Source organism: Streptomyces sp. NPDC048383, from assembly GCF_040651775.1.
Lineage (GTDB): Bacteria > Actinomycetota > Actinomycetes > Streptomycetales > Streptomycetaceae > Streptomyces.
Window position 1 is genome coordinate 98664 of sequence record NZ_JBEZKS010000019.1, and the last position, 25274, is coordinate 123937.

Annotated in this window: 24 protein-coding genes and 3 pseudogenes; 10 read left to right on the top strand and 17 right to left on the bottom strand. The window is 68.0% G+C overall.

Annotated elements, in window-relative coordinates; all coding sequences use genetic code 11:
* Positions 1 to 132 precede the first annotated feature (132 nt).
* Entirely contained in the window at positions 133 to 360 is a 228-nt protein-coding gene (locus AB0D46_RS16110; RefSeq protein WP_362877937.1) for a hypothetical protein, read from the top strand.
* A 440-nt stretch (positions 361 to 800) separates the two neighbouring features.
* A complete protein-coding gene (locus AB0D46_RS16115) occupies positions 801 to 1082 on the top strand; it encodes a hypothetical protein (protein WP_362877938.1) in 282 nt (93 codons plus the stop codon).
* A gap of 15 nt (positions 1083 to 1097) precedes the next feature.
* Here the strand turns inward: AB0D46_RS16115 and AB0D46_RS16120 are convergent.
* The 13 genes and pseudogenes from AB0D46_RS16120 to AB0D46_RS16180 form a co-directional block, all read right to left on the bottom strand.
* Positions 1098 to 1205 (bottom strand): annotated as a pseudogene (locus tag AB0D46_RS16120) (IS5/IS1182 family transposase); the annotation flags it as partial.
* 53 nt (positions 1206 to 1258) lie between these two features.
* On the bottom strand, positions 1259 to 2230 hold the full coding sequence (locus AB0D46_RS16125) for a GlxA family transcriptional regulator (RefSeq protein ID WP_362877939.1): 972 nt from the start codon (positions 2228 to 2230) through the stop codon (positions 1259 to 1261).
* 14 nt (positions 2231 to 2244) lie between these two features.
* A complete protein-coding gene (locus tag AB0D46_RS16130; protein WP_362877962.1) occupies positions 2245 to 2892 on the bottom strand; it encodes an HD domain-containing protein in 648 nt (215 codons plus the stop codon).
* A 234-nt stretch (positions 2893 to 3126) separates the two neighbouring features.
* Entirely contained in the window at positions 3127 to 3324 is a 198-nt protein-coding gene (locus tag AB0D46_RS16135) for a hypothetical protein (protein ID WP_362877940.1), read from the bottom strand.
* A gap of 95 nt (positions 3325 to 3419) precedes the next feature.
* Positions 3420 to 4235, bottom strand: a complete 816-nt coding sequence (locus AB0D46_RS16140; protein WP_362877941.1) for an ABC transporter ATP-binding protein — start codon at positions 4233 to 4235, stop codon at positions 3420 to 3422.
* Complete coding sequence (locus AB0D46_RS16145; RefSeq protein ID WP_362877942.1) at positions 4235 to 5332, bottom strand: iron chelate uptake ABC transporter family permease subunit; 1098 nt, start codon at positions 5330 to 5332, stop codon at positions 4235 to 4237. Before AB0D46_RS16145 ends, AB0D46_RS16140 begins: the two co-directional genes overlap by 1 nt.
* A gap of 13 nt (positions 5333 to 5345) precedes the next feature.
* A complete protein-coding gene (locus tag AB0D46_RS16150) occupies positions 5346 to 6350 on the bottom strand; it encodes an ABC transporter substrate-binding protein (protein ID WP_362877943.1) in 1005 nt (334 codons plus the stop codon).
* Between the two features lie 219 nt (positions 6351 to 6569).
* Positions 6570 to 7553, bottom strand: coding sequence for a cysteine synthase family protein (locus tag AB0D46_RS16155; RefSeq protein WP_362877945.1), 984 nt, complete (start codon positions 7551 to 7553; stop codon positions 6570 to 6572).
* Complete coding sequence (gene hisC, locus AB0D46_RS16160) at positions 7550 to 8692, bottom strand: histidinol-phosphate transaminase (protein WP_362877946.1); 1143 nt, start codon at positions 8690 to 8692, stop codon at positions 7550 to 7552. The genes AB0D46_RS16155 and hisC overlap by 4 nt, the downstream gene beginning before the upstream one ends.
* Positions 8689 to 10131, bottom strand: a complete 1443-nt coding sequence (locus tag AB0D46_RS16165; RefSeq protein ID WP_362877947.1) for an MATE family efflux transporter — start codon at positions 10129 to 10131, stop codon at positions 8689 to 8691. Before AB0D46_RS16165 ends, hisC begins: the two co-directional genes overlap by 4 nt.
* Positions 10128 to 11078: an ornithine cyclodeaminase gene (locus AB0D46_RS16170; RefSeq protein WP_362877948.1), complete on the bottom strand. Its 951-nt coding sequence runs from the start codon at positions 11076 to 11078 to the stop codon at positions 10128 to 10130. Before AB0D46_RS16170 ends, AB0D46_RS16165 begins: the two co-directional genes overlap by 4 nt.
* 77 nt (positions 11079 to 11155) lie before the next feature.
* Complete coding sequence (locus AB0D46_RS16175; protein WP_362877949.1) at positions 11156 to 12553, bottom strand: alanine racemase; 1398 nt, start codon at positions 12551 to 12553, stop codon at positions 11156 to 11158.
* A gap of 1402 nt (positions 12554 to 13955) precedes the next feature.
* Positions 13956 to 15290: a hypothetical protein gene (locus tag AB0D46_RS16180; RefSeq protein WP_362877950.1), complete on the bottom strand. Its 1335-nt coding sequence runs from the start codon at positions 15288 to 15290 to the stop codon at positions 13956 to 13958.
* A gap of 179 nt (positions 15291 to 15469) precedes the next feature.
* Here AB0D46_RS16180 and AB0D46_RS16185 point away from each other — a divergent pair.
* Positions 15470 to 15725, top strand: a pseudogene (locus tag AB0D46_RS16185) (IS630 family transposase); the annotation flags it as partial.
* A gap of 6 nt (positions 15726 to 15731) precedes the next feature.
* Here the strand turns inward: AB0D46_RS16185 and AB0D46_RS16190 are convergent.
* On the bottom strand, positions 15732 to 16202 hold the full coding sequence (locus AB0D46_RS16190; RefSeq protein WP_362877951.1) for a GNAT family N-acetyltransferase: 471 nt from the start codon (positions 16200 to 16202) through the stop codon (positions 15732 to 15734).
* A 346-nt stretch (positions 16203 to 16548) separates the two neighbouring features.
* Between AB0D46_RS16190 and AB0D46_RS16195 the strand changes: the two genes are divergently transcribed.
* The 3 genes from AB0D46_RS16195 to AB0D46_RS16205 all read left to right on the top strand — a co-directional run bounded on the left by AB0D46_RS16195 (position 16549) and on the right by AB0D46_RS16205 (position 18589).
* Entirely contained in the window at positions 16549 to 16941 is a 393-nt protein-coding gene (locus AB0D46_RS16195) for a RidA family protein (RefSeq protein WP_362877952.1), read from the top strand.
* A 370-nt stretch (positions 16942 to 17311) separates the two neighbouring features.
* The gene (locus AB0D46_RS16200) at positions 17312 to 17641 is read left to right on the top strand and encodes a hypothetical protein (RefSeq protein ID WP_362877953.1); all 330 of its coding nucleotides are present in this window, start codon (positions 17312 to 17314) and stop codon (positions 17639 to 17641) included.
* Positions 17642 to 17773: 132 nt separating this feature from the next.
* Entirely contained in the window at positions 17774 to 18589 is an 816-nt protein-coding gene (locus tag AB0D46_RS16205) for an IS5 family transposase (protein WP_362877954.1), read from the top strand.
* 200 nt (positions 18590 to 18789) lie between these two features.
* On the opposite strand, the gene AB0D46_RS16210 is transcribed toward AB0D46_RS16205, so the two are convergent.
* Both AB0D46_RS16210 and AB0D46_RS16215 read right to left on the bottom strand, forming a co-directional pair.
* Positions 18790 to 20253: a SulP family inorganic anion transporter gene (locus tag AB0D46_RS16210; protein WP_362877955.1), complete on the bottom strand. Its 1464-nt coding sequence runs from the start codon at positions 20251 to 20253 to the stop codon at positions 18790 to 18792.
* Positions 20254 to 20261: 8 nt separating this feature from the next.
* Entirely contained in the window at positions 20262 to 20843 is a 582-nt protein-coding gene (locus AB0D46_RS16215; protein ID WP_362877956.1) for a carbonic anhydrase, read from the bottom strand.
* Positions 20844 to 22059: 1216 nt separating this feature from the next.
* Between AB0D46_RS16215 and AB0D46_RS16220 the strand changes: the two are divergent.
* The 3 genes and pseudogenes from AB0D46_RS16220 to AB0D46_RS16230 all read left to right on the top strand — a co-directional run.
* Positions 22060 to 22197: pseudogene (locus AB0D46_RS16220) on the top strand (acyltransferase family protein); the annotation flags it as partial.
* A 142-nt stretch (positions 22198 to 22339) separates the two neighbouring features.
* Positions 22340 to 22684 (top strand): hypothetical protein, encoded by a 345-nt coding sequence (locus tag AB0D46_RS16225; protein WP_362877965.1) that lies wholly within the window; start codon positions 22340 to 22342, stop codon positions 22682 to 22684.
* Between the two features lie 596 nt (positions 22685 to 23280).
* On the top strand, positions 23281 to 23586 hold the full coding sequence (locus tag AB0D46_RS16230) for a hypothetical protein (RefSeq protein WP_362877963.1): 306 nt from the start codon (positions 23281 to 23283) through the stop codon (positions 23584 to 23586).
* Between the two features lie 561 nt (positions 23587 to 24147).
* On the opposite strand, the gene AB0D46_RS16235 is transcribed toward AB0D46_RS16230, so the two are convergent.
* Complete coding sequence (locus AB0D46_RS16235) at positions 24148 to 24279, bottom strand: hypothetical protein (protein ID WP_362877966.1); 132 nt, start codon at positions 24277 to 24279, stop codon at positions 24148 to 24150.
* Between the two features lie 109 nt (positions 24280 to 24388).
* On the opposite strand from AB0D46_RS16235, the gene AB0D46_RS16240 reads away from it, so the two are divergent.
* Positions 24389 to 24976 (top strand): hypothetical protein, encoded by a 588-nt coding sequence (locus AB0D46_RS16240; protein ID WP_362877957.1) that lies wholly within the window; start codon positions 24389 to 24391, stop codon positions 24974 to 24976.
* Positions 24977 to 25274: the final 298 nt, after the last annotated feature.

Below are 25274 nucleotides of genomic sequence, written 5' to 3' on the forward strand. Positions count from 1 at the left end.
GTACGAACGGCGGCGAGCCTACCCGTGGCCGCCGGTCACGGATGGCCGGGTGCCTGACCTGTACGGACACCACGGCCGGGGTCACTGTCGGAGTCGGTGCCGCCCCCTGCTGGCGGAAGGTAAGGAGCCGACGTGGCCAACCGCTTCTGGTGCGGAGAGTGCAACTACAAGACGCCCTGGGCCGCCAGGCCCGAGGGGCTGCGCCGTCAGATCGAGCACTACGCCCGCAAGCACCCGGGCACTTCCCCGGCCGGCCACATCGAGACCCGAAGGCGCGCCCCGGGCAGGCGCAATGGATGCCTGCTACTGGCGGCCGGCGCCCTCGTCCTGCTCACCCTGGTGGCGGCGTGGCGCCATTGACCGCCTGTGCGAACCGGCAAAGGAGCTGTAGCACGCCGACTTGCACCGGACGTTGCGAGGCGGCGGACCTGACAGTGCCCGGGCGTCAGCCCCAAAGTCTCTGTCCCCGTCGTCGGCCGCGAGCGTTTCGAAGGCCGCCGTGGACTTCGGCGGCTGCCGCCGGGTGCCGTTGCGAGAGAGCGCGGCCGACGTCTCCGCTTCCGGGAGGCCGCGCGGAGAGCGTGATGAGCATCAGATACCCGTCATTGCAGAAAGGTTCGCTCATGTCACACCCACCCGCCACCCCCCGCCGCGACGGCCCTTCCGGTCCTGCTGCACGGCGACGTCCCGGCACCGCTACGGCAGCCGGCGGACTCGGTATCGCGTACGGGCTGGTGGTGGGGTGTGCTGGAGTGGCCGGAATGGTCTGGGGACTGAGTTCATTCGGGGAGGTGGGGTGGTTGGTCTTCCTCAGCGCGTTCGTCATACCTTTCGGCGTGGCCCTGGTGCGCAACGGGGCCAAGCTGCTGTCGGGTGACCCCGAGGCAGGTCCTCGGCTGAGCCAGTTGCTCGTGGTGCCGGCGGGCCTGTCCGGTGTGGCCATCGGGAGCATCGTGGCTCAAGCCGACTTGGCCACCGGCGGGGCGCAGAACCAGCTGGCGGGCTTCATCACGGCCTTCCTGGTCTCGGCCGCAGCGATCGCGCTGACCGAGGCGCGTTCCACGAAGGCATACCTCGGCTAGGCCGTTTCCTTCGGATCATCTCGCTGACCGGATGAAGATGGCTGCGAGGCGGAGTCCGGCGAGGTAGATGGTGGCGGTCTTGTCGTAGCGGGTGGCCAGGCCGCGCCATTGCTTCAGCTTGTTGGTGCAGTGCTCGAGTTGGCGGGGTTTGCCACCTCAAGCGCTCAGTGCCCTGCTCACGTTCGGTTGGTGGTTGCGGTGGTGCGAAAGCGTGCCCGATAGGCGGTCGGGGTGATGCCCAGGGTGTAGTGGAAGATGCGGCGCATGGTTTCCGAGGAGCCGAGGCCAGACTCCTGAGCAACCGTCTCGACGGAGTCATTGCCCGCTTCGAGGAGGGCTTGGGCGGCCTCCAGCCGTATGGATTCCAGATACTGTCCGGGCGTCATCCCGATCTCGCCGCGGAAGAGTCTGCCGAGATGACGGACGCTGACGCCAACGTCACCGGCCAGGGACTTCAGGCTGTGCGGGGCAGCCGGGTCAGCTCCGACTCTGTCCATCACCCGCCGGACCACCGGGTGCTTCGCCTCACGCGGGGCCTGACGGGCACTGAACTGGGACTGCCCTCCGGGACGGGCCATGAAGACGACCAACTCACGTGCGGTGTCCCGTGCGACGTCTGCACCGTGATCGTCCTCGACCAAGGACAAGGCGAGGTCGATGCCCGCAGTGACACCAGCGGAGGTGATGACGTTGCCGTCCTTGACGAAGATCGGGTCCGTCTCGACGCTCACTTGGGGATATGCGGACGCGAGCTCTGCGGCGAGCTGCCAGTGTGTGGCGGCGCGCCGCCCGTTCAGTGTGCCCGTCTGCGCCAGGACGAAGGCTCCGGCACACACTGAGGTAATCCGGCGTGCGCGGCAGGCGAGTTCCGCGACCAGGGCGAGCAGCCCCTGTTCGGTGACAGCCTGTCGCCAGTCCCGTCGACCGGGGACGACGAGCGTATCCAACCGCGCGGGCAGACTCAGCAACGCACCGTCGACGCCGACCCGCACGCCCGACGAGGTGCGCACGTCGGTGCCGGTCGGGGAGACGATTCGTACGTCGTAGCGGGCACCAAAGGCGTTGGCCGTGGTGAAGACTTCGACGGGGCCGGTGACGTCCAGCAGCTGCACGCCGTCGAACGCGACCACTACGACCACCTGGTCCATCGGCTTGCGGGTGGCTACTCGGCCCACGGGGAGTCCAGGATCGTGCGTACGAAGTCCCCGCGCTCGAAGCCGGGCACGTAGTGCGCGAGCACGTCGGCCTTGACGTTGCCGAACGTGGTCTCCGGCTTGGGCCGGATGCCGTCGGTGAAGGACTGCAGGATCCGCTCCTTGAAGTTTGGGCGGGGATGCAGAGTGACGACCGCGGCGCGGTCCGCCTCATCCACGTCGTGGTAGCCGATGCCGAGGACGTCGTACTCAACGCCCGCCGTCAGCAGCGCCACCTCCGGTTCCATGAACTCGGGGATGCCCGGGGTGGTGTGCAGAGCGATGGCGGTCCACACCCGGCGGATGCTGTCCTGCGGCACCTGGTGCGTCTGCAGGAATCGGCGGGCGGCGTCGGCGCTGTCCACTTCGAAGCGCCGCCCGCTGCGGCGGAACGGCTCGCCGAGGCCGAGGTCGTGGAACATTGCCGCGATGTAGAGGAGTTCGGGGTCGAAGCTGCGTTCCCGGTTGCGTCCCTGGAGGCTGCCGAAGAAGTAGACACGGCGTGAGTGGTCGTAGATCAAATCACTCGTGCTGTCCCGTACGAGCTCAGTCGCCTCGCGCGCGAGCTTCGAGTCCGGCACGCTCACCCCGGCCGGCGCGGAGAAGTCGCCAGTCACTGCAATCACCTGGTCCTTTCGGCGTACCGGTCCCTCCGGCAGCACCTCCAGTCTCCGAGCCACCAGATCGCCGCGCCATGGCTGTGAGGCCATACAACCCACAGATACAGACACGTCAAGGGTGAGGCGCGTCAGATGCGATGCGACGTCACGCTCAGGCCGCCACCCCGAGAAGTCACCTTGTGCAGAGCGCGATTCGGCCACAACGGCGTCAAGTGGCGGGCTGCCCGCCGACTACCCGCCCTGGACCTTGGAGACGGTGTCCGCACCTTTGAGGGACTGCGAGTCCACGATCAAGGTGACGGGCCAGGGGCATCGCCCCTGGCCGGTGCGGATCTGTCGGCGAAGCTGGTCACGGATGAAGCCGACGACTCCTGCCCGATTCCAGCGCCAGAAGTGGTAGTGGACGGTCTCAGGCTGCCCCTGGAGCAAAGCCGCATTGTGGCACGGCGTCCTGCTGTGCAAGACGTCAGCCCGCGCTTCACATGCGGTACGGTCGGCCCCGTCGCCGACTCAGCCGATGAGCCCTATTGGGGCCTGAGGTGCATCGCAAGCGTGGCAGGCGTTCGCGTGGCGGTGGCAGCCAGGTAGGTGATGCGGAGGGTGCCGGTGGTTTGTTCGCGGTCGACGAGGGCGTTGACACCGTAGACCGACTTGATGAGGTCCGAGGTCAACACGGCCTCCGGGGGGCCTGCGGCGGCCACCTGTCCGTGATCGAGTACGACGATGTGGTCGCAGTAGCGGGCGGCGAGGTTGAGGTCGTGCAGGGCGACCACGCAGGTGACGTCCAGTGATGTCATCAGGTCGAGGAGTTCGAGCTGGTGACGGATGTCGAGGTGGTTGGTGGGTTCGTCGAGGAGGATCTCCTGGGGCTCCTGGGCAAGGGCGCGGGCGAGTTGGGTGCGCTGCTTCTCTCCTCCGGAGAGGGTGTGCCAGCTCTGGTCCTGTTTGCCGGTGATGTCGGCCCGTTCCAACGCCGCATCGACGATTCGGCGATCATGCTCGGTCACGGCGTCGAAGCGACCGCGGAAGGGTGTGCGGCCGAGTTCCACGACTTGTCGGACGTTGACGTGGTGGTGAGCGGATACGTCCTGCTCGACGACGGCGAGCCGTCGCGCCAGTACCCGGCGGCCGAGGTCGCGCAGGCTGGTGTCGTCGTAGCGGATGGTTCCGGTGTCGGGGTGGCGCAGTCCGGCGAGCAGGCGTAGCAGTGTCGATTTGCCCGAGCCGTTGGGGCCGAGGAGGCCGACGGTCTTTCCGTCGTGTGCCGCCATCTCGATGTCGTCCAGCAGACGGTGGCCGTTGACGGACCAGGAAAGTTGGGTCGTGGTGATGCGGCCCATCAGGACTCCAGACGCTTCAGAACCAGTGCGAAGGCGGGCGCGCCAAGCAGTGCGGTGATGACGCCGGCGGGCAGTTCGTGGGGCGAGAACGCCGTCCGGGCGAACACGTCCACCCAGATCAGGAAGACGGCACCGACGATCGCGGACAAGGGAAGCAGGGTGCGGTGCGTCGGACCTGCCAGGACGCGGACGGCATGCGGGATGAGCAGCCCGATGAAGCCGATCGCGCCGGAGGCCGCCACGGCGGCCGCCGTGATGACGGAGGTCAGCACCATCAGCCAGACGCGGGCTGCGGTGACGTTGATCCCCAGGGCGGCGGCGGAGTCCCATCCGAACGTGAAGGCGTCGAGGGCGGGTGCGAAGAACTGCACGGCGATCACCCCGATCAGGATGACTACGACGGTGACGGTCACCCCCTCCCATCGGGCGCCCCCGAGGGTGCCGAGCAGCCAGTACGTGAAGCCGCGGGTGGAGTTGGCGTCCCCGCCGACCATGAGAATGACCGACGTGATCGCCGCGAAGAACTGGGACACGAGCACGCCGGTCAGGACCACGCGGGAAGGGCTGGCGATGCGCCCCCCGCCGAGCAGGAGCAGGAGCAGGCCGAAGGAGACCAGGCCTCCGACGAAGGCGCCGGTCGAAAGGGAGACGCTTCCGCCGATGCCCAGCAGGAGCACGGCGACCGCGCCGGTGGAGGCGCCCGAGGAGACTCCCAGCAGGTAGGGGTCGGCCAGGGGATTGCGGGTGACCGCTTGGAGGACCGCGCCCGAGACCGCCAGGGCCATGCCGACGGCGGCGGCCAGCAGCACCCGCGGGAAGCGGGACTCCCAGATGAGAGCGTCCAGCAGCCCCGGGAGGGGCGGCGTGGGGGCGATGGCGCCCAGTCCGATGTGCCGCAGGATGGTGGAGACCACGTCCAGGGGCCGGATGTCGGCGCTCCCGAACAGCGACGCGGCGACGACCGATGCCAGGAGGCCGGCCACGGCCAGGAGGAAGAGCGCTGTCGTCGCGGTGCGCCGCCGGCGCTCGGGAATCCCTTCGCGGCTGATGGTCGGAGCTCCGGTGCGCGCGGTGGCCTTGTGTGAATTCGTCGTCATGGTGTTCGACCGGTCACCGAAGCTTGTTCAGGCCGTCGACCAGCGGGGGTACGGCGGACGCGCTGCCGTAGCTGGGGTCCATGTGGCTGCCGGGGATGGTGATGAACCGGTCGCCCTGGACGGCGGCGAGCTTGTTGGTGAGGGGGTCCTTCTTGAGGAGGTCGATCTTCTCCTTGGCGGTGTCGTTGGGTTCGCCACGGGTCATGTCGGCCAGGATGATGATGTCGGGATTGCGGGCGGCGACCTCGTCCCAGCTGACCTCGGCCCACTTGGTCTTCGCGTCGGCGAAGATGTTCTCGACACCGACGAGTTCCGAGATGTGCTGCGGAAGGCCGCCGGGGCCCGCTGCCCATGGAGTGCCTTCGTAGGTGGAGTAGAACCACATCACCTTCAGCGGGGTGTCCCGCTTCTTGACAGCGCCCACCGCCTTGTCGACCACGGCCTGCTGCTCGGCCGCGAGCTTGTCTCCGGCGGCGGGCACTCCCATGATCTTGCCCAGTCGGCGGTACTCCTCGTACAGCATCTCGAAGTTCGCGTCGGCCACGCTCTCGTGGAACGCGCAGTCGAACTCGGTCAGGTAGGTCGGCACGCCCAGATCGTGGAGCTGCTTGCGTTCGCCGGACTGCTCCTTGGTGAACATGCTCGCGAAGGAGCCGTAGACGAAGTCCGGCTGCGCTTCCAACAGCTTCTCGTGTTTGATCTCCTGTCCGGGTGCGGACAGGATCGGGATCTTCTCGTACTGGGCGGCGATCGCGTCCGGTGTCTTCTCGATCTCGTAGCCCGATCCGGCGATCCGGTCGGCCACACCCAGGTGGATGAGGATTTCGGCGGCGGTCTGGTTCAGGGTGACGACCTTCTTCGGAGGGGTCTTGAAGGTCACGTCGGTGCCGCAGTTCTGGAGGGTGAGCGGGTAGGTCGTCCTCGCGTGCGTCCCTGTCGCCGCTGCCTGGTCGCCGGCTTGGGAAGCCGGGTCCGCCGTGCATCCGGTAACCGCGAGCATCGCCAAAACTTTAGTCATTATGATTATCGTTTTCATCTTCATTGCAGAAAGGTACCAGTTCATTGATGGGGGCGGGAGGGTCCGTGCGGCTCAGGCGGACTGCCTGGGCGGGATCGGGTCGAAGAACACTTTGCAGGGGGACGCGTTTCATGGCGGCGGCCTCGAAACCCTGCGTACGGAACGTCAGTAAACCGAGCGGCCTCGTTTGGCGTTCCGGGCCGTCGGTTCGGGCGGGCGTTACCGAAGCATCGCGGCCAGCCGGCGGACGACCTGCTCGTCGAACAGGCCGTTGTCCGCCATCCAGTCGTCGTTGAACACGGTGTCCAGGTATTTGTCGCCGCCGTCGCAGACCAGCACCACGATGATGGTCCCCGGCACAGAGCCTTGCGCCCGCTCCAGGGCCCTGTACACCACGCCGCCCGCCGAACCGCCGATCAGGATGCCGAAGTTCCTGGCCAGATAGCGGCAGGTCTCGAAGGCCTGCGAGTCACTGACCTTGATTCCCTGGTCGAACAGCTCGTAGTCGACGACGCCGCCGATCTCAGAGCCCTGCGGTGTGCCGGTGCCGGACTGGTGGTAGGGCTCGCCCTTGCCGCCGAAGACGACGGACCCTACCGGTTCGACTCCGATGATCTTCAGGTCCGGGATGCGCTCCCGAAGGAAGCGGCCGGTGCCGCAGAGGGAACCACCGGTGCCGACGGCCCCGTACAGGTAGTGGATGTCGTCGCCCAGGTCGTCGTGCAGCTCCCGGGCGAGGGGCCGGTAGCCATTGGGGTTCCCCTGATTGCGGTGCTGGGCCGTCCAGTACGCGCCGTGCTCGGCCGCGAGGCGCTCGGCCACGGTGTCGCGTTCGGCGGTGGCGAGGCCTTCGGCGTCGCCCGCAACGTTGAGGATGTCGGCGCCGTAGGCGAGCATGCCGCGCAACTTGTCCGTGCTGGAGTGATTGTCCACCACTGCAGTGAACTTGTATCCGCGTTCGGCCGCGATGAGTGCCAGCCCGAGTCCGGTGTTGCCGGAGGTGGATTCGACCAACCATCCGCCGGGGGTCAGCAGCCCCGCTTCCTCCGCCTCGTCGACCATGTTCCTGGCCATCCGGATCTTGGCGGTGCCGGTGGGGTTGTATTGCTCCATCTTCAGCAGGACGGTTGCCCCGCCGTTCGTGATGGGCAGCTTGATCAGGGGTGTTCGCCCTATCAAGTCGGAGATCTTGCTCTTGATCACGGCTTCTCCTTCACGCAGATCTCCGTCAGAGCCCGTACGAAGACGTCGTTGTCCCCGGGGGTCGACAGTGAGGCGCGGATGTAGGTCTCGTATCCCGGCTCGCGCCACGCCTTGACGATGATTCCGACACGTTGCAGTTCGTGGGCGACCTCGTCGGAACGGCGGCCGGTGTCGATGAACAGGAAGTTGGTCCAGGACGGCACAACGCCCAGTCCCGCGTCGCGCAACCGTTCCGTGACCCTGGCGATCTCCAGAGCGGTGCGGCGGACCGTGTCCGCCAGGTGCGCGTGGTCGCCCAGCGCGGCGATGGCGGTCTCCTGGGCCGGGTGATTGACGTTGTACGGAGTGCGGACCCGGTCCAGTGCCCGGATCAGGGCGGAGTCGGAGGCGATGCCGTACCCCACCCGGACGCCCGCCAGACCATAGGCCTTGGAGAAGGTGCGGAGTACGATCCACGGCCTGTCAAGAGCGCGCAGAGCCTCCAGCCCGTCGGGGTACTCCGGGTCGGGCCGGGCGAACTCGCCGTACGCCTCGTCGAGCACCAGCAGGGCCGAGTCCGGGATGTCGGCAACAACGCACTCCAGTTGGCCGGCGTTGAGCATCGCGCCGGTGGGGTTGCAGGGGTTGGCGAGAAAGACCAGCTTCGGGCCCGCGGCCAGCGCCTCACGCCAGGCGGCCACGTCGAACCCGAACTCGGCGGTGACCGGGACCTTCTGGACGCGGGCGCCCATCACTCGGGGGAAGGTCTCGTGCAGGCTGAATCCGGGCGCCTGGGTGACCACCAGGTCGCCGGGATCGAGTACGGCCCGGCACAGCAGCTCCAGGATGTTCTCCGAGCCGTTGCCGAGCACGACGCGCTCGGCCGGCACGTCCAGACTCCTACCGATGGCCTCGGCCAGTCGCCTCCCGGTGGGGTCGGGGTAGCGGGACACGCCATCGGCCAGGGCCTTGCGCACGGCTTCGGCGACCACTGGAGAGGCTCCGAACGGACTTTCGTTATTGGAAAGTTTGATGACGCGGTCCGAGCCACTGAGGACGGCCACCTCGGCCGGGTCGGCGCCGGGATCGTAGCTGGGCAGGCCCGCTACCTCCTTGCGTATCAGGGAGGCCGAAGCAGCGGTTGCGAGGACTGGGCTCATGAGGACTCCGATTGCGGGACGGGCGAGCCGGATGTCGCCCGGTGAAGCCGGTCCGCGCGACGCAGGAAGGCGGCCAGCAGGATGGCGGCGGTGGCCGCGAGGCCGACGGTCTGTCCGATCCAGACACCCTCGACGCCCCAGTCGGCGGCGACTCCCAGCAGGTAGCCCGCGGGCAGGCCGATCAGCCAATACCCGACGAGGGAGATCCGGAAGGGGCCGGCGGTGTCACCGATGCCCCGCAGGATGCCGTTGCCGATGTTCTGGATCGCGTCGAAGACCTGCATGAGAGCGGCGATCAACAGTCCAGTAGCGGTCAGCGCGATGATGTCCGCGTTTCCGGCGTGCTCCGCCGAGAGGAACAGGGACACGATCGGGTTCGGGATCGCCAGGTACACGACGGCGATCACCAGCGTCGCGATCACGCCCCAGGCGGTGCCGAGCAGCCCCATTCGGCCTGCTGTGACGTAGTCGTTGCCGCCGCCGGCCTCGCTGATGTGGATCGAGGCCGCGTGGGACAGTCCGGCCGAGATCATGAAGACGATGTAGACGATCTGGTTGAGCACCGTCTGCGCGGCGAGGGCCTCGACGCCCAGGGAGCCGATGATCAGGGTGAGCACGCTGAAGAATCCGGCCTCCGAGGCATAGGTGCCTGAGATCGGCAGGCCCAGGCGCCACACGGACCGGACCGCGTCCCCGTTCCAGCGCCGTGCGTCGGGCGAGGTGAGGTACGGGCGCAGGACGCTGTCGCGCATGATCAGAGCGACGAAAGCCACGAAGGACAGCAGGAACACCGTCACGGTGGCGATCGCGACACCGACGAAACCGAAGGCGGGCAGGCCGAACGTGCCGTGGATCAGCATGTAGTTCAGGGCGATGGTCGCTCCGACCGACGCCAGGGTGATGGCCAGCAGCGGGCCGGGCCGCTTGAGGCCGGTGGTGAAGTGCCGCAGGTTCTGGAACCACAGGCAGGGCAGCATGCCCGGCGCCAAGACCATCAGGAACTCCTCCGCCTTGTCGACCACCGCCGGGTCCTGGCCCAGGAGGACGAGCAGCGGGCCGATGAGTAGGAGTGCCGCGCAGAATGCCACGCCGCAGAGGGTCGCCCAGAAGAAGCCTGCGAACAGCAGAGCGCCGATCCGTTCCTTGTCGTGCCGCGCTCTTGCCTCGGCCACCAGATTGCTGACCCCGGTCACCAGGCCCGTCCCGGTGGTGCGCAACTGGTTGAAAAGCGCGATGGCCAGGCCTGCGGCGGCAATCTCGACCGCGCCGAGCCTGCCCAGCATGATGATGTCCACCGTGGTCAGCGCGACGTAGGCGAAATTGGTCAAGATCAACGGGAACGCGAGTTTGAGCAGGACCCGCGAGTTCTTGAGCCACCATCCAGCGCCGGTCTCGGTCGAACCGGTGCCGGCGGTCGTGGCGTTCATGTCGGTGCTCACCAGAAGTCGACCTTTTCCCCGCGCCCGTCCGCCAGCGCGAGGTCGGCTATGTAGCGGCCCAGCGCGGCGTCGGTGACCGCCATGCCGCTGTTGTAGGCGAAGACCACGTCGTCCGGACGGCGTCGGGCGGGCGCCCGGCCGACCAGGATGTCGGGCAGCTGGGCGTCCACCGCCGGCAGGCTGCCGTCCGCACTCCGCAGGTCGTCGCAGGTGGCATGCATCTGGGCGGTGTCGGTGGCGATCCGGTAGTCCGCGCCGTGGCACACGTCGGCGTGCACGCCGTATCCGAGCAGTACGGCGACCGAGCCCGGCTTCATCCAGTCGCGCCGAACCTCCTCCGTGGCAGTCAGGCCGGCGGCGCCGACCACAATGTCCGCCTCTCGGGCGGCCTCCCGCAGATCCTCGACGATCTCGACCTCGCGGCCGTCGACGCTGTCCTGGACGGCGCGCAGACCTTCGGGGTAGGTGCCGAACACCTGCAACCGCTCCAGTTTCGGAAGGGCCGCGACCAACATCGGCAAGGTCGCCTGCCCCTGCACGCCGGTGCCGACGACCAGCGCGGTTCGCGCCTCGGGGCAGGCGGCGCGGGCGAACAGCGCAGTGGTGGCCGAGGACCGCAGCGGTCCGAGCTTCACCACGTCCATCAGCACGATGGGCGCACCGGTGGTGTCGTCGACAAGGAAGACGAACGAGTGGAACCGGTAACCGTCCCGGTTGCGGCGCGGGTCGAACTCATAGACGGCCTTGAAGCAGACCGTGCCGCTACCGGCGTCCCTGGCCACCATGGAATAGCTCAGCGAGTGGTGGTCGGGATCGTCGATGATCGTCTTGACCGGATTGTTCGAGCCACCTTCGCGCAAGGCGCGGTAGGCCTGCTCGACGACCGCGATCACCTGCCGGCGGTCGAGGTTCAGCCCTTCCTGCTGCGCTTGGGGCAGCAGCCACAACCGCCCGGGTGGGGCACAGCTCGGTGACATGCGGGTCTTCTCCCTTGTAGATGGTCGTATCGGATTCGTTCGAGGTCTCATTGGATGCCGTCGAGTTGCCAGCGCGGCGGGGCCCCGTCGTCGCCAAGCCGAATCACGGCCTTCAGCGGCAGGGCGGCGTCATGGAACGGTGATTCGTTGGAGTCCATCTGGTAGCCGGCGGTGTTGAGATAGACCAGGTGGTCACCGCGCCGTACCTGCCGTGGGAAACCGATCTTCCGCCAGGTCACGATGTCGTTCTCCAGGCAGGTCGAGCCCCCGACGCAGGCCGGGAACGTCTCGTCGGCGGCGGGCTGGGCCGACATGAGCAGCGGGTCAGGGAGGTAGTCACTGTTGAACCACTGCTCGGAGAGACTGAAACTGCTCCCTGTGACGGTGACGATCGCGTACCCGTCGCTGTCCCGCCGGTCGTCGACCTGCTGCACCCGGTACATGGTGAATCCAGCCTGGTCCAACAGGGCCCGCCCGGGCTCGACCATGAACCGGATACCGTTGCGTTCCGCCTTCGCCGACAGGCGCTCACCACAGTCGACCGGGTGCGCCATGATCGCGCGCAGCGCCTGGGCAGCGGGCTGCCCGCCATACGGATAGAAGTCCTTGAAGTCCTTGGTCGCGTGGTAGTGAGCGGGCTCGTTCTGCGCAAGAAACTCGTTCCAAAGCCGCGGCTCGACATAGCGGATCGGCAACCCTCCCCCGATATTGACCAGGTCGGTGGAGAGCGAACCGCGTCGCCTGGCGTTGAGACAGTGCCCGATCATCTCGTTCGCCGCCGTCGCGCGTTCCGCGCTTGAGTAACCATTGAGATGGAAGGAGAATCCCCGGAGGCTGATGTGATCCTCGAGTTCCGCGCACAGACCGACGGCGGTCTCACGCTCGGCGGCGGACAGCCCGAAGCGGCTTGCGGGTTGGCCGGCTGTCCGGGACCTGAGCAGCACACTCGCATGCCGCCGCGCGAGCCGCGCGGTTGCCGCAAGGCGACGGAGTTCGCTGATCGAGTCGACGGCGACCAGGCAGCCATGCTGCACGGCGAGAGCGTGCAGCGTGTCGTCCTTCTCCGGGCCGGAGACCCCGATCCGGTGCCCGGGCACTCCGCCGGCCAGAGCCTTGACCAGTTCAGGGGTACTGGCGACATCGACTCCGACACCGAGGGTAGCTGCCGACCTGACGTAACAGTCGGCCTTGTTCGCCTTCTTGGCGAACAGGATGTCGGCAGTGACACCCGCCTCGGTGAACGCCTGCCGAAGTTTGACGACGTTCTCCTCGAAGATCTCGGGCAGCACGACGTGCAGTGGTGACCCCAGGCCGTCCAGGAGGTCGGCCAGCAGGACGCGGTGGTTCGCGAGGAGAGTGGAGACAGTGGGATGCCGTAGTGCGGTGAGCGCGAAGGGCCTGACGTCGACCGTCGAGCGCTCCAGCACTTGTCGTGAGATGAGCACTCCGTACTTCTATACGACTATGACACTCGTTTTCAATAGGAGGCCGAGGAAAACCTCCGCTGCGAGGTGATGAATGGGGCATTACCGCAACAATTGGGCAGGCTTCAGCGTCGTGTGCGACCGTGCCTTGCGCGACGAAGGTTGCTGCTGCCTACCGTCCCTACTGACACGTTGCGGCATGGGGGTGGCCACGCCTCCGAGACAGTGCGGACCAGGCTGCCGAGAGGCGGTCGACCAGTGCTGCCGCGGTCTCCGGGGCGAAGGAGTAGGGGATGCGGATGTAGTCGTCGTGGGCGCCTGTCGCGTCCATCGCGGCGCCGGGATGACCTCCGCGCCGTGGCGCAGTGCCACCCGTGCGTAGAGCTGGGCGTCCGTGCCCGTGGGCAGCTGGACCCACGGAACGGAGCCGCCCTGCGGGGCCTGCCGGCGCCAGTTCGGAAGCTGCTCGGTGAGCAGCCGCGTGATGGTGGTGAGCCGCTCGCGGAGGATGCGGGCCCGTTCGGGCGCGAGGTCCGGGAGCGCGGGGAGGAACCGGGCGGCGAGGGCCTGGTCGAGGAGCGGGCTGCGAGGTCGTCGAGTGCTTTGAGTCGGGCCAGGCGCGCCACCGTGTCCTGCGGCGCGCGGATCCAGCCAATCCGTAGACCGCCCCAGACGGCCTTTGCCAGTGAACCCACTGTCAGCACGCTTGCCCCGGTGGGGGCCGCGGCGATCGGCGACGGAGCCTGGCCGGGGGCGAGCCCCGCCGCGTGGGCGCTGTCCTCCAGGATGGTGACGCCGTGTTCGGCGGCAAGCCGACGCTCGGACGGGAGGCGGTCCCCGGTGCGCAGGTCCCCGGACCGTACGGCCCGGCCGACCGCGTCGGTGAGCCGCCGGTACAGTGGCCCCTCGCCCGAACTCCAGTCGCCCAGCAGGTCGATCAGCTCGTCGAGCTCGGCCGGCTCGGACGTCTGACGATTCCGGTCCACTTTCCCCTCCATTGGCACGGGAGCACGAGCCGCCGCGAGGAGAGGCTGACGGCATGACACCCAACTCACCCATCTCATCCCTCATGGAACGCGGATGACCTCACTCGCCGCCTTCGTCCTCGCCTCCCTGATCCTGGTGGCCGTGCCCGGACCCAACTTGATCTACATCATCACGCGCAGCCTGCGGGACGGACGGCGGGCCGGCACGGGCGTGCAGGACTTCGCGCAGTACATCGAGCGCGAGGGTGGAGGCCTCCCCGGTCGGTGCCACGTCGAGCAGTTCCCCGACGGCAGTGAGCACCGCACTGATGGGAGGGGTCACCCTCCTACGTTTAGGCCGATTCCTTTGGATCACGTGTTACGCGGGAAGCGGCCTGGCATTCGGGGTCGTCTTCTTCGGTCTGGCCCTCCGCTCTCCTCGAGGCCTGCTCGGGGCGTCAGGCCGGACCGAGTTCCGGGTCGCGGGTCGCGCGGACCTCCCAGCGGCCCGTCCGGTTGGAGAGGTCCGCCCGGCGCCGCAGCAGGAAGACGCAGGCCGCCACGGCCACGGCCGCGGCGAGTGAGGTCGTCAGAGATGCGGCGAGCCAGGACATCGGCAGCATCAGCACGAGAACGACCAGTGCGTAGGACAGCGCCATGCCCCCGAGCCAGGGCCAGTGGGCCCCAGGCACCACGGTGGTGGGCCACGGGGAGAGCCGCGTCGAACGCTCCGGGTCGGGCTGTACCGGGGTGGCGGGCTCCAGAACCCGCCGGAATTCCTCGCGGTCCATCTTCAACCACGCCACCTCCCCCTCGTCGGTGACGAAGGCGACCGGCTGCTCGTCGTAGCGGATCAGACGCCAGTTCCGGGCACCGCACAGCCAGCCCGGCCGTTCTCCCATGCGCGCCGCGAGGAGGGCGAGCCCGGCCGGCTCGACGGTCGGGTTGCCGATCAGCACTTCGGAACCGTCCTCCAGCGCGAAACGCAGCTTGTGGTCCGATCGCACCCGAACCGTGCCGTCCACCGTTCCGAAGGTGGTGTGTTCGTTCCGCTGGGCCGCGACGATCCGAGCCCGGACGGCTGGCAGCGCCCCGGCGGCCGCATCCTCACGGAGGGTCCGGCGGGCGGGATCGGACGGAGGGACCCGGACGAACATCAGCGACCCGAAGAACGTGAGTACCGCTCCGATGCCGAGGCCGATCCAGGTGGTCAATGGCGTGAGGGAGAACGCGAGCGGAGAGGCCGCCTCCACGTACCGCTCGATGTGGCCGGGATCGTCCACGACGCCGCCCAGTGCGGGCGCCGTCGGGGCGTGTAGCACCAGTACGGATTCACCCGCGAAGCGGCCCCCGAAGCGGTCCGATATGTGCCCGCTCACCACCTCGAGCCGCCTGGTGTCCGTACTGCCGCCCCCGGGGGCATGCACGGGCACCTCGACGGTGACGTCGGCGGTGTCCGCGACTTCCTTGTTCTTCCCCGACTTCACCCGGTGGACCTCGACGATGGTGCCCCGTGTCACTTCGGCACCGGCCTTCTGTATGGCCGCGATCCGCTTCAGGTCGTCGCCGTCCGGACGCGTGATCAGCTCGGTGAGCACGGCCACGGCGGGCAATACCACCACCACGGCCAGCAGCAGGGGAAGGAAGTCCCGGAACGGCCGTTTCCAGGGCAGCTTCGCGGGCGGCGCCGGCAACGGTTCGACCTGCCTCGGTGGCGTGATCGGGATCGGCCGGGAGGCCGACCACACCCACCCGGCGGCCAGCGCCAGGGCCACCGCCCCGAGGATAGCCACGTCCGGCCGATACACCGATATGCCGACGTTGAACAGCAACGCCCACAGTGCCAGCACCGCAAACAGCAGCGCACCCCCACCCAAAGACCTGGCTACCCAGGCGATTCTCCCCATGATCCGAAAGCTAGCAACTCCGTTGCTGGCGAAGAGACCTGGGGAGGGTAATCATCATCGCCGGCGAGCTGTGCTTCACCCCGACCAACGCCTCCTGGGCCGACCCGATAGAGGCACACTTCGGGTCCCTGCGGCAATTCACCCTGGCGAACTCCAACCATCCCCACAACACCGTCCGGACACGGGAGCTCCACCGCTACCTGCGCCAACCTGAACGCCCGCCACCCCGACGTCCTGGCCGCCCAGCGGCACGAACGCGCCCGCATCCGCTGCGAGAAGGGCATCCGCCGAGGCGGACGCCGCTTGACCGAAGCGGTTTGATCAACCTCAAAGCTCTTGCTTCCCGGGACGCCACACGTACCGGATGTCCGGCTCACGTTCTTCGTTGCGGCGGCCGTCGGTGCGCTCTGCAGCGACGAAGCCGTGCCGTTCATAGAAGCGACGTGCCGGGGTGTTGACCTGGAACGTCCACAGCGCCAACCCGGTCGCGCGACGCTGCTTGGCCGTATCCACGAGACGGTCGCCGATGCCTTGGCCACGCCACGGCGGATCGAGATAGAGCTGATCCAAGTCTTCGCCGTCCAGCACCATCATCGCGACGACCGAGCCTTCGACCGTCGCCACCCAGGTCTCCTGGCCGGGCACGACCACCTCCCGAAACCAGGACCGAACCTGTTCGTCCGTATGCGCTCGGCGCACACTCGGAAGCGCCGCTGCGAACGAACGCAGCCACACCTCGGCCACCTCGGCGGCATCAGAGTCGACCGCACGACGGATGACAAAATTGTCGATCTCCACAGCGACGCATGCTCGCAGACATGCTGCGGCCGCATTCGATTTCTCCGGGGCTCTCGGCCGAAAGGGAACCCCGCGAACGTATGCGGTCACAGCACTACTGGGCGGCCCACGACACCCACAAGGACACTCCCCCGACCAGGCTGCCGCCGCGCTCGGCCTCAGCGTCACCGACACCGACACCGACACCCGCAAACTACCGGCCCGCTACGGCCGCTGAAGTCCCTACCGCTGACCAGTGCTGCTCCACGGAAGTTCGTGGAGGGGCTTGGCAGCTGTTTCCCATCCCACGGTGGTTCGGGCGGGTGCTGGTGGTTGGTCATCGAGCACCATCTGGGAGCATGACCCGATGGAACGAATTCGACAGACCGTCAGCTCCGGGTCCCCGCTGGAACCGCAGATCGGGTTCTCGCGGGCGGTCCGAGGAGGCGACTACGTAGCCGTCGCCGGCACAGCCCCCATCGGGGATGACGGCTCCACCGTGGGGCCAGGTGACGTATATGCGCAGACGGTGCGGTGTTTGGACATCGCCGAGCGTGCCCTGGAGGCAGCCGGGGCATCGCTGGAAGACGTCATACGAACTCGCATCATGCTCACCGACGTGACCCAGTGGAAGGAAGCCGCCCGAGCGCACGGCGAACGGTTCGAATCCATCCGGCCTGTGACCACGTTCCTTGAGGTGTCCCGCTTCATCGACCCGGCCTGGCTGGTCGAAGTGGAACTCGACGCCGTTCTCGCTTAAACGGCCTCTGCCACAACCGCACCGGGATCCCAGGAAACTCTCGTTCGCGTTCATTCGGAGGGCTGACACCTCCCGACGCCGACTCCAGACTCCATCGCCGGCTTCACGGGGGATGTAGGAGGAGGGGCTGTCAATGCTGCGGTAAGCACGGAACTTGCGCTGCAGCCGGGTGCCGAAACCCGCGCGCAGGCGCGCCCTGCACGAGGTGGAACCGCCGTGGCCACGTGGGAGGACCGTGCGAACCAGCTGGAGTGGCGCCGCCAGCACCGCGCCGGAATGCGCCGCGCCCAGGAAAACGTCCGCCTGGCTCGTAGGCGTCCGAGGGGCGGGCCTGCCGACCGACCCGACGGCGTACGAAGGACGGCTACCGGTGGATTACGAGTTGCTCAACCAGGCGGTCGACAGCGTCGAGGACCCCTTCACTGCCGCGATCGGTCCATGCGTGGGCGAGATCAACTGGCAGGACCTGTGCTGGCCGGACGTTCCCGAGGTCGGTTTTCACGGCGAGTTCAAGCACGCGGAGGTGACCCTCCTTCTCAACACCAGCACCCGAGAGTACGACGAGTCTGCCGACGACCACACCGTCCTCGTCCACGTTCGCAGCGCCGTCTTCGACGGCCGTCAGATGAGGGAGCCGTACGCGCACTGGCTCGCTGGGCAGGTGGGGCTCACGGTCATCGGACCGGGACAGCGGTGCTGAAGCCTGGTGGCCGCCGCGCTGAGTTGCGGGGGCAGGCGGGCAGCGTAGTTCCGCAGAGGCGTGAAGCCGCTAACGGGCCGAGATAGCTTCCCACTCAACTGGGCAACTGAAGCACTCGGGCGGGGGTATGGAGTGGCTCGGCGGAAGCCGTGGGTAGTCGACGACGAGCTGTGGGCGGTGGTGGAGCCGCTGTTGCCCAGGGTCGAGCGCCGGACGCGTCATCCGGGACGCAAGCGGCACCCAGATCGGCCGGTGTTCCAGGGCATCCTGTTCGTTCTGCACACCGGAATCGCCTGGGAACACCTGCCGCAGGAACTCGGCTTCGGCTCGGGCATGACCTGCTGGCGGCGCCTGGCGGAGTGGACCGAGGTCGGCATGTGGCACCGGTTGCACGAGGTCCTCCTTGTGAAACTCCGCAGCGCGAACGCTCTGGACTTCTCCCGGGCGGCGGTCGATGGCTCCCACATCCGGGCGCTGAAGGGCGGCGCCAAGACCGGACGAAGCCCCGTGGACCGAGGTAGAACCGGCAGCAAGCACCACCTGATCACAGACGCCACCGGGATCCCGCCTGCCGCCACCCTGACCGGCGGCAACCGTAACGACGTCACCCAGCTGATCCCGCTGCTTCAGGCCGTGCCGCCGGTGTGGGGCAAACGCGGCCGGCCCCGGCGCCGCCCGGATGTGGTCCTTACGGACCGCGGCTACGACCACGACAAGTACCGCCGCCTCGTCTGGGATCTCGGCGTGAAGCTACTGATCGCCCGTCGCTGCATCGAACACGGTTCCGGTCTGGGCGCACAACGCTGGCTGGTGGAGCGCGCGTTCGCTCATCTGCACTGGTTTCACCGTCTACGGATCCGCTGGGAGATACGCGACGACATCCACGAAGCCTTCCTCACCCTCGGGTGCGCACTCATCTGCTGGCGACGCTTGAACTCATTCCGATAGGAATTCTCAGACGCTTCTTGCCCTCCGCTCCTCGGCAGCCTCCCCGGCGTCGGTCCCTTCTCACCAGTCCGGCTGACAGCGAGTCGACGTCGGGGTAGCCGGGTGAGCCGTTGCCTTTGCCAGCGGGGTTCATCAGGTCGCCTTGGCCTACCCGGCCTGCCGTCGGCCTTCGCTGAGGACTGATTGACACACGCCTTGCCCTACGGCGCAGTGACCTTCACCGGTTCCGTGTCGTCCTCGCTGTGCCGCTCGGCCCAGTTCTCCAACGCCGTGCGGCAGGCGTGGTCGACGTGGTGTAGCCCGGAGAGGTCTAGCTCCACGGGGCGGTTCTGGGGCAGTGCCTCCAGAGTGTCGAGAATTTTCGGCAGCCGCAGGAAGGTCGCGTTGCCCGACAGGTATGCCTGGACGGGACCGGCGCCCTTGTCGATGACCTCCAGCTTGACGTGCGAGGCTTGCCAGGCTGTCTTGGCGACCGACAGCGCCAGACCGATCAGGACGCCTTCGAACATGTTGACCGCGACGATCGCCACGGCCGTGACCACGAGAATCAGCGCTTCACCGCGGTACGCGGTCCACAGCAGCGCGACTTGCCGGAACGGGATCAGCTTCCAGCCGACGTGCAGGAGGATGCCGGCGAGCGCGGGCAGCGGGATGAGTTCCAGGACGGACGGCAGGAGTACCGCGAACAGCAGCAGCCACACGCCGTGCAACACGCGAGAAGCCTTGGTCCTGGCACCGGCCTGTACGTTTGCCGAGCTCCGCACGATCACAGCGGTCATCGGCAGCGCGCCGAGCAGCCCGCACACGGTATTGCCGGCGCCCTGCGCCATGAGTTCCTTGTCGTAATCGGTGCGCGGCCCGTCGTGCATCCGGTCGACGGCCGCCGCGCTGAACAGGCTTTCGGCGGAGGAGATCAGTGCGAACGCGAGGATGGTGCCGAGGATGGCCGGCTGGCCCAGCCGGCCGAAGGCGTCGGCGCCCGGCGGCTGGATCGCGCCGAGCAGCCCCTGTACCTCCACCGTGGCGACGGGCAGCCCGAACGCCTGCGAGGCCAGCGTGGCCAGCAGCACCGCCACGAGCGCACCCGGCAGTGCCCGTACTCGTTTCGGCATCCGCTTCCACAGCACCGTCACCGCGATGGTGGCTGCGCCCACCCCGAGCGAGGTCAGGGCCTCGGTGCTACCGACGGCGCGGAGAAACGCATCAGGCAAGCCCGCGATTTTGTCGATGCCGGACGCCGGTGCCTTGAGGCCCGCCGCCGCGTACAACTGGCCCGCGATGATCACGAGGCCGATGCCGGCCAGCATGCCCTCGACCACCGAGACCGAGATGGCCCGGAACCAGCGGCCCAACTTGAACGCGCCCATGAGGAGTTGGAGCAGCCCGGCTGCCAGCACGATCACACCGAGCGCGGTCAGTCCGAACTGGCGGACGGCCTCGAAGACGAGCACGGTCAGACCTGCGGCCGGCCCGGACACCTGCAGGCTGCTGCCCGGCATCAGTCCCACGACGATGCCGCCCACGATGCCGGTGACCAGGCCGAGTTCCGCCGGGACGCCGGAGGCTACGGCCACGCCGACGCACAGGGGCAGTGCCACGAGGAAGACGACAAAGGAGGCGGCGAAGTCATGCCTGAGATGGGGGATCTTGATCGCAGCATTCATGGCGCCGCTCACAGGGCCTGGAAGGTGTCGGTGTCCGTGTGGTGCGCAAGTACCGAGCCGGTGTGCACCTCGTAGTACCAGCCGCGCACCCGCAGCCGCCCATCGGCCAACCCCTTCTCCACGCAGGGGTACGAGCGCAGGCGCAGCAGTTGAGCGAGCACGTGGTGCTGCACGGAGACGGCGACCGCCGGGTCGTCCGGGTCGTGCGACTCCGGACGCGTCGCGGCATAAGCGAGCCAGTCCCGAACGGCGGGGACGGGGTCAAGGTCATCGCCGCGCACCAGCGCGCCGACAGCACCACAGTGGGAGTGGCCACAGACGACGATGTCCTGGACCCCGAGCACTTCCACGGCGTACTCGATGGTGGCGGCCTCGGAGGTGGGCCGCTCGGGAGCGTAGGGCGGGACGATGTTGCCCGCGGTGCGCAGCTCGAAAAGCTGACCGGGGGCAGCGCCGGTGATCAGGGCCGGTACGACCCGGGAGTCGGAGCAGGTGATGAACAGGACCTGGGGGGACTGGCCTTCGGCGAGTTTGGTGAACTCCTCAGGGCGCTGTCCGAACGTACGGGCGTTGTCGATGAGGGGCTGCATGCGTGGTTATCCTCCTGGCGCGCCATGAGAGCGCGTCGGACGGGCAGGACGGAGAAAGGCGCTGCTTCAAAACCGGGAGCGTCGCCGGGCCCTGGCATATGGGCGCGGGGGGCTACCGGCCCGCCAAGACAGCGTTCGCCGTGGGTAACGGCGCTCGGCGTCTACCTGGATAACTCAATTCCGGACCGAGCTTCGGCGACGAAAGAAGAGGTCTCGTGCGCATGTGCGAATGCTGCCGTCTGCGGCGGGAACAGACCGCAGGCAGGACGGCAAGGAGGATCGCAAGCGCAGCCACGGCTGCCACACCAGGCAACATCCAGCCCTCCCGCAAATTCGACACCCCTGGCGTACGCCAAGAACCAGTCAACGGTTGGTCAAGAAACACGTTAACCCAACGAAGTTGTTTGCATGGTTAACGCGGCGTGTCCGACTGAAGAGAGACCGAAAGTGCCGGCCTTGTTGGCGCGATCCCGTCCCGAATCTCGAGCGGTTCATCGTCGGCGAGAGCAACCTCGTTTCTCACTAGGGCAGGATCATGCGGGACCCGGCACCGTGACCAGCCGGCACTCACGCCTCCAACTGGGGATTCGAAGTTCCGCACCCACCGGATTGGTGCGAATTCACCGAAGGCCGACACGGAGCGGTTGCCAGGGGCACCTCCCCGCCTTCGACCGAACCAAGCAAGTACGGGGTGCTCACACCGTCGCGCTGCTCCCCATGCCAGGTGCTGGGCGCCCGTGGTGAAACGACTTCCGGCCGGGTCACAGCTTCTGGTCTTCGCGGCCTTCCTGACTGCCGGCGGGAATCTCCTCCACATGCTGCCCGGCGACCGGTGACGATGGCGGCAGCGTCGGCGAGTCTGTCGGCGCTCCCCGCCGCGCCCAGCACGAGGAGGCGGACGGCACTGGAACTCGCCGCCTCGCTACCGCAGGGCGTGCGTCACCGCTGCGGATTCCATCCGGGCTGGGCGGTGCGCGCGTACGAGGACCACCTCGTTTGGCTGGCACGAAGTGAAGATGCGACGGAAGGACGAGACAGACAGGCAAGCAGCACAGGCACGGCTGGTAGTGCCCGTCATGGACGGGTACCGGGGCGAGGTGGTCAACCACAGCTCCGAACCGCTGCTTGAACTGCGGATTATCAGGGCCGACGCCGACCAGCCCAACGGCGGTCCGGTCGCGGGTAGGCTCCCCTGGCCCTCATCCTCCTGGGACCTGTGGGCGTCTCGCTCTTCTTCGTACTCAGCGGCTTCGTGCTGAGCCTCTCGGCGCGGGAGACGGACACGGCCGGCGCGTTCTGGCGCCGGCGGCTGAGGAAGATCTACCCCAACCATCTGGTCATCTGGGCCGCCGGCATGCTGCTCCACCAAGGGGCGGGAATGCCACGCAACGACAACGCCTTCCCTCCCACCACACCCTCGCTCTCGGTGCTCGACCAACGCTCTCCTGATCAACACGCTCATCCCGCTGCCGCAGTTCGCGACAAGCGGCAACGATGTGACCTGGCCCCTCACCTGCGAGCTGCTGTTCTACCTGCTGTTCCCGCGCCTGATCCCGCTCATCTCCCGGCTTCACCGAAAGCAGCTCCTCGCCGCCGCCGCGGGCGCGGTTGCCGCGGCCTGGACAGTCCCGTTGGTCTCGCTGCGACCGGCAGGCCAGCGGCTGGCCCACGCCTCCTGGGTGGAGCTCACCGACCTGCATATCGGATTCGCATACGCCTTCCCGCCACCCCGGCTCCCAGAGTTCATCCTGGGCATGGTGCTGGCCCGACTGCACGCCACCGGGTACACACCCCGGATCGGCGTCCTCCCTGCGTTGCGCTGCTCGGCGCATGCCTGCTGACCGGCATCGGGGTACTCCCCTGCCTTCCTGTACGCCGCGAGCACCGTCATCCCGGTAGCACTGCTCATCTCGAGCACGGCAGCACTGGACACACGGGGCACCAAGTCGCTACTGCGCACGCCGGCCCTTGTGCTCCTGGGCGAGATCTCCTACGCCTTCTACCTCGTCCACCGCCCCGTACCGGCAGCCCTCACGCACTACACACCATGGGGAACGGCGGGCACCATCTGCGTCGGCTTGGTACTGGCACTGCGCGCTGCATGGCTGCTGTACGTACTCATCGAGAAACCCTGCTGCGCGCCGCCCCGGGCGCGGCCGTACTCGACCTCCACCGTCCGCACCCGGCCGCAGCATGCCCAGTCGGTCAGGTGCACAACGTCAAACCGACACCCAGGCGCACCGCCTTCTGCTCCGGCCCCAACAGCACGTGTCGGTCCAGGAGGACGGGCAGGTCGCGACGGCGGGCAAGTACGGCGAGCTGGTCCCACCCCCATCGCGGCCCCGGTACGGGGGCCGGCTCACTATCGTGGGGGCTGCCGACCGCTGGAGGGACCACCGTGACAACCGCTCCGGGACACCCCTACGGTGTTCCCCCGATGCCCGGGCGCAGCATTCCCGCCCTACGCGCCGCGATCGCCGCGCACGCTCCTGATCTCCTTGCCGATTTCGAGGCCGGGTGGCGAGCTGAGGTGGCCGACACCTACGACATCGGCGCGGCCCCGGCGTTCCTGGCCCGCTGGTGGGCCGAGTACGCTCTCGCCCGCGACCCCGAGCTCGACAGGCACGTCCGCGACCTTGAAGAGCGTGCCGCGCACTCCACGGACCCGGACAAGGCCAAAGCCCTCCTGGAGGAAGCGGCCACGATCCACCAGCGCGCCGCCCAACTCGGACCCGGCGAGTGAGCGAGGAGTTCACCGGACCGCCCTGGGCCGTCGACTGGACCAAGACCGCCTCCGAGTACCGCGAGACTGTCCGGGGCCGTTCCTGGCCCGGCCGGTCAGAATGCCGTTGGTGTCGGTCCAGTAGGACCGCTCGGCGGGCACGGCCCCGCTGTCCGCTCCGAAGACGGGGTGCCGTCGAAGACCCAGCGGTAGGTGGAGGATCCGCGCGCGGGCCTCGGCGGCGGCCGGTCTGAAGGAGTCGGGGCTGCGCGCCCTCGCCGTCGCGCACGCAGGCTCGGAAAGGCCAGCTCGATCGGCGGGAGTTCCTGTGCCCGCCAGCTGGGCGGTCGAGACCGTGGGCTGCTCAGGAGCACCGCTGTTGTCGGCGCGGAGTCGACATCGACGGGGCGTGGACAGGGCCGAGGAAGGAGTGGCCGGGTCAGGGTTGTTCCCGGTCCGTGGTGTTGGTGGAGCGCGGGCGGTGGAGTGCTAGGGCCTGTGTGATGTCGTGATCTGTTGCTGTGTTCCGCCCTCTTCGCGAGGTGGAACTCAATGGGACTGTGAGGGTGACGCGCAGGCAACTCACCCCTGCCCGGGCGCGGCCCGTGCGGTGTTCATCGGCGCGTGCAGCCGGGTGAGACGGCCGGCGGTCCAGCTGAGGTAGACGCCGACGACGCCCAGCGCCTCGGCGATCCAGGCAAGGTTTTCGATCACGGGCCGCGACACTAGCCGCCCGGGCGCCACCCCGCTCGCCCCTGCCCGCACGGCACCCCTTCGGGCGCCCCATAGGCTGCGCCGACGATGTCCTGGGGAAGGGAACCGCATGAGGATCCACCTACGTGCCCGCGAGCCGCTGGCCGGCTTGCTGCTGCTGCTCTGCGCCGCCTGCGTCGCGGTCATATCGACGCAGGCGATCGATGGCGGCCTTGCCCTGACGATGCGGGCGGGCCGGGACCACGCGTTCCTGCTCAGCTGGCTGGTCCTGGGCACGCTCACCGGCGCCGTCCTGCTCGGCCTGCGCCGAGGCCAACTCCGCGCGGGTCTGCTGCTCGTCCTCGGCCTCGCGTCGGCACTGTACCTGTGCGCCTCCCCGCTCGTCCTGCTGGTCGGCGGCGGCGCGGAGGAGGAGCGGCGGAGCCCCGCGCCCGGCCGGGACGACCGGGTCCTGGTCGTCGAGGACGGCTCGATCATGATCGAGCCGATCCGGTACGTATGGGTCCACCAGGGCGCATGGCCGCTGGAGCGGCGGTGGGCCGTCGCACGGTTCAACGGTGACACCGGTGAGCAGGAACTCCGCGACGTGCGCTGGAGCGGTCCCCGCGTGATCCGGATGACGACCGCCGACGGCACGGTCCACCAAGTGGTCATCTCCCCCGACGGCCGCCCGGAACGCAGGATCAACCTCGGCTGACGGCCCACCCGAGGTCGAGACAGACGCCCTAAAGAGCGTTTCGTCCCAGCCAGGGTGGTTGGTAACTCGGTCGCAGACACTTGGTACGGGTAGTCCTGCGTGTGAAGGTCGTGCCGTGTGCGCACCCAGGAAGCGGTTTCGCGCGTGGTCGCCCGAGTGGCCTGGGAGGGGTGATGGAAACGTTCGCAGGGAGACCAGCGCGGCTAGGTTCTGTTTCTTGGATCTCCTGATGTGATCATGCGTCTCGGTCCAGGCTGGTCAGCATGGTTGGCCGGGGAGATTTGACGAATGCGGAGTG

What these genes read in the sequence shown, in the direction of transcription:
- AB0D46_RS16140 (WP_362877941.1), bottom strand. Translation starts at nt 4,235, where the DNA reads ATGGGCCGCATCACCACGACCCAACTTTCCTGGTCCGTCAACGGCCAC.
- AB0D46_RS16150 (WP_362877943.1), bottom strand. Translation starts at nt 6,350, where the DNA reads ATGACTAAAGTTTTGGCGATGCTCGCGGTTACCGGATGCACGGCGGAC.
- AB0D46_RS16195 (WP_362877952.1), top strand. Translation starts at nt 16,549, where the DNA reads ATGGAACGAATTCGACAGACCGTCAGCTCCGGGTCCCCGCTGGAACCG.
- AB0D46_RS16145 (WP_362877942.1), bottom strand. Translation starts at nt 5,332, where the DNA reads ATGACGACGAATTCACACAAGGCCACCGCGCGCACCGGAGCTCCGACC.
- AB0D46_RS16125 (WP_362877939.1), bottom strand. Translation starts at nt 2,230, where the DNA reads ATGGACCAGGTGGTCGTAGTGGTCGCGTTCGACGGCGTGCAGCTGCTG.
- hisC (WP_362877946.1), bottom strand. Translation starts at nt 8,692, where the DNA reads ATGAGCCCAGTCCTCGCAACCGCTGCTTCGGCCTCCCTGATACGCAAG.
- AB0D46_RS16230 (WP_362877963.1), top strand. Translation starts at nt 23,281, where the DNA reads ATGCCCGGGCGCAGCATTCCCGCCCTACGCGCCGCGATCGCCGCGCAC.
- AB0D46_RS16240 (WP_362877957.1), top strand. Translation starts at nt 24,389, where the DNA reads ATGAGGATCCACCTACGTGCCCGCGAGCCGCTGGCCGGCTTGCTGCTG.
- AB0D46_RS16210 (WP_362877955.1), bottom strand. Translation starts at nt 20,253, where the DNA reads ATGAATGCTGCGATCAAGATCCCCCATCTCAGGCATGACTTCGCCGCC.
- AB0D46_RS16215 (WP_362877956.1), bottom strand. Translation starts at nt 20,843, where the DNA reads ATGCAGCCCCTCATCGACAACGCCCGTACGTTCGGACAGCGCCCTGAG.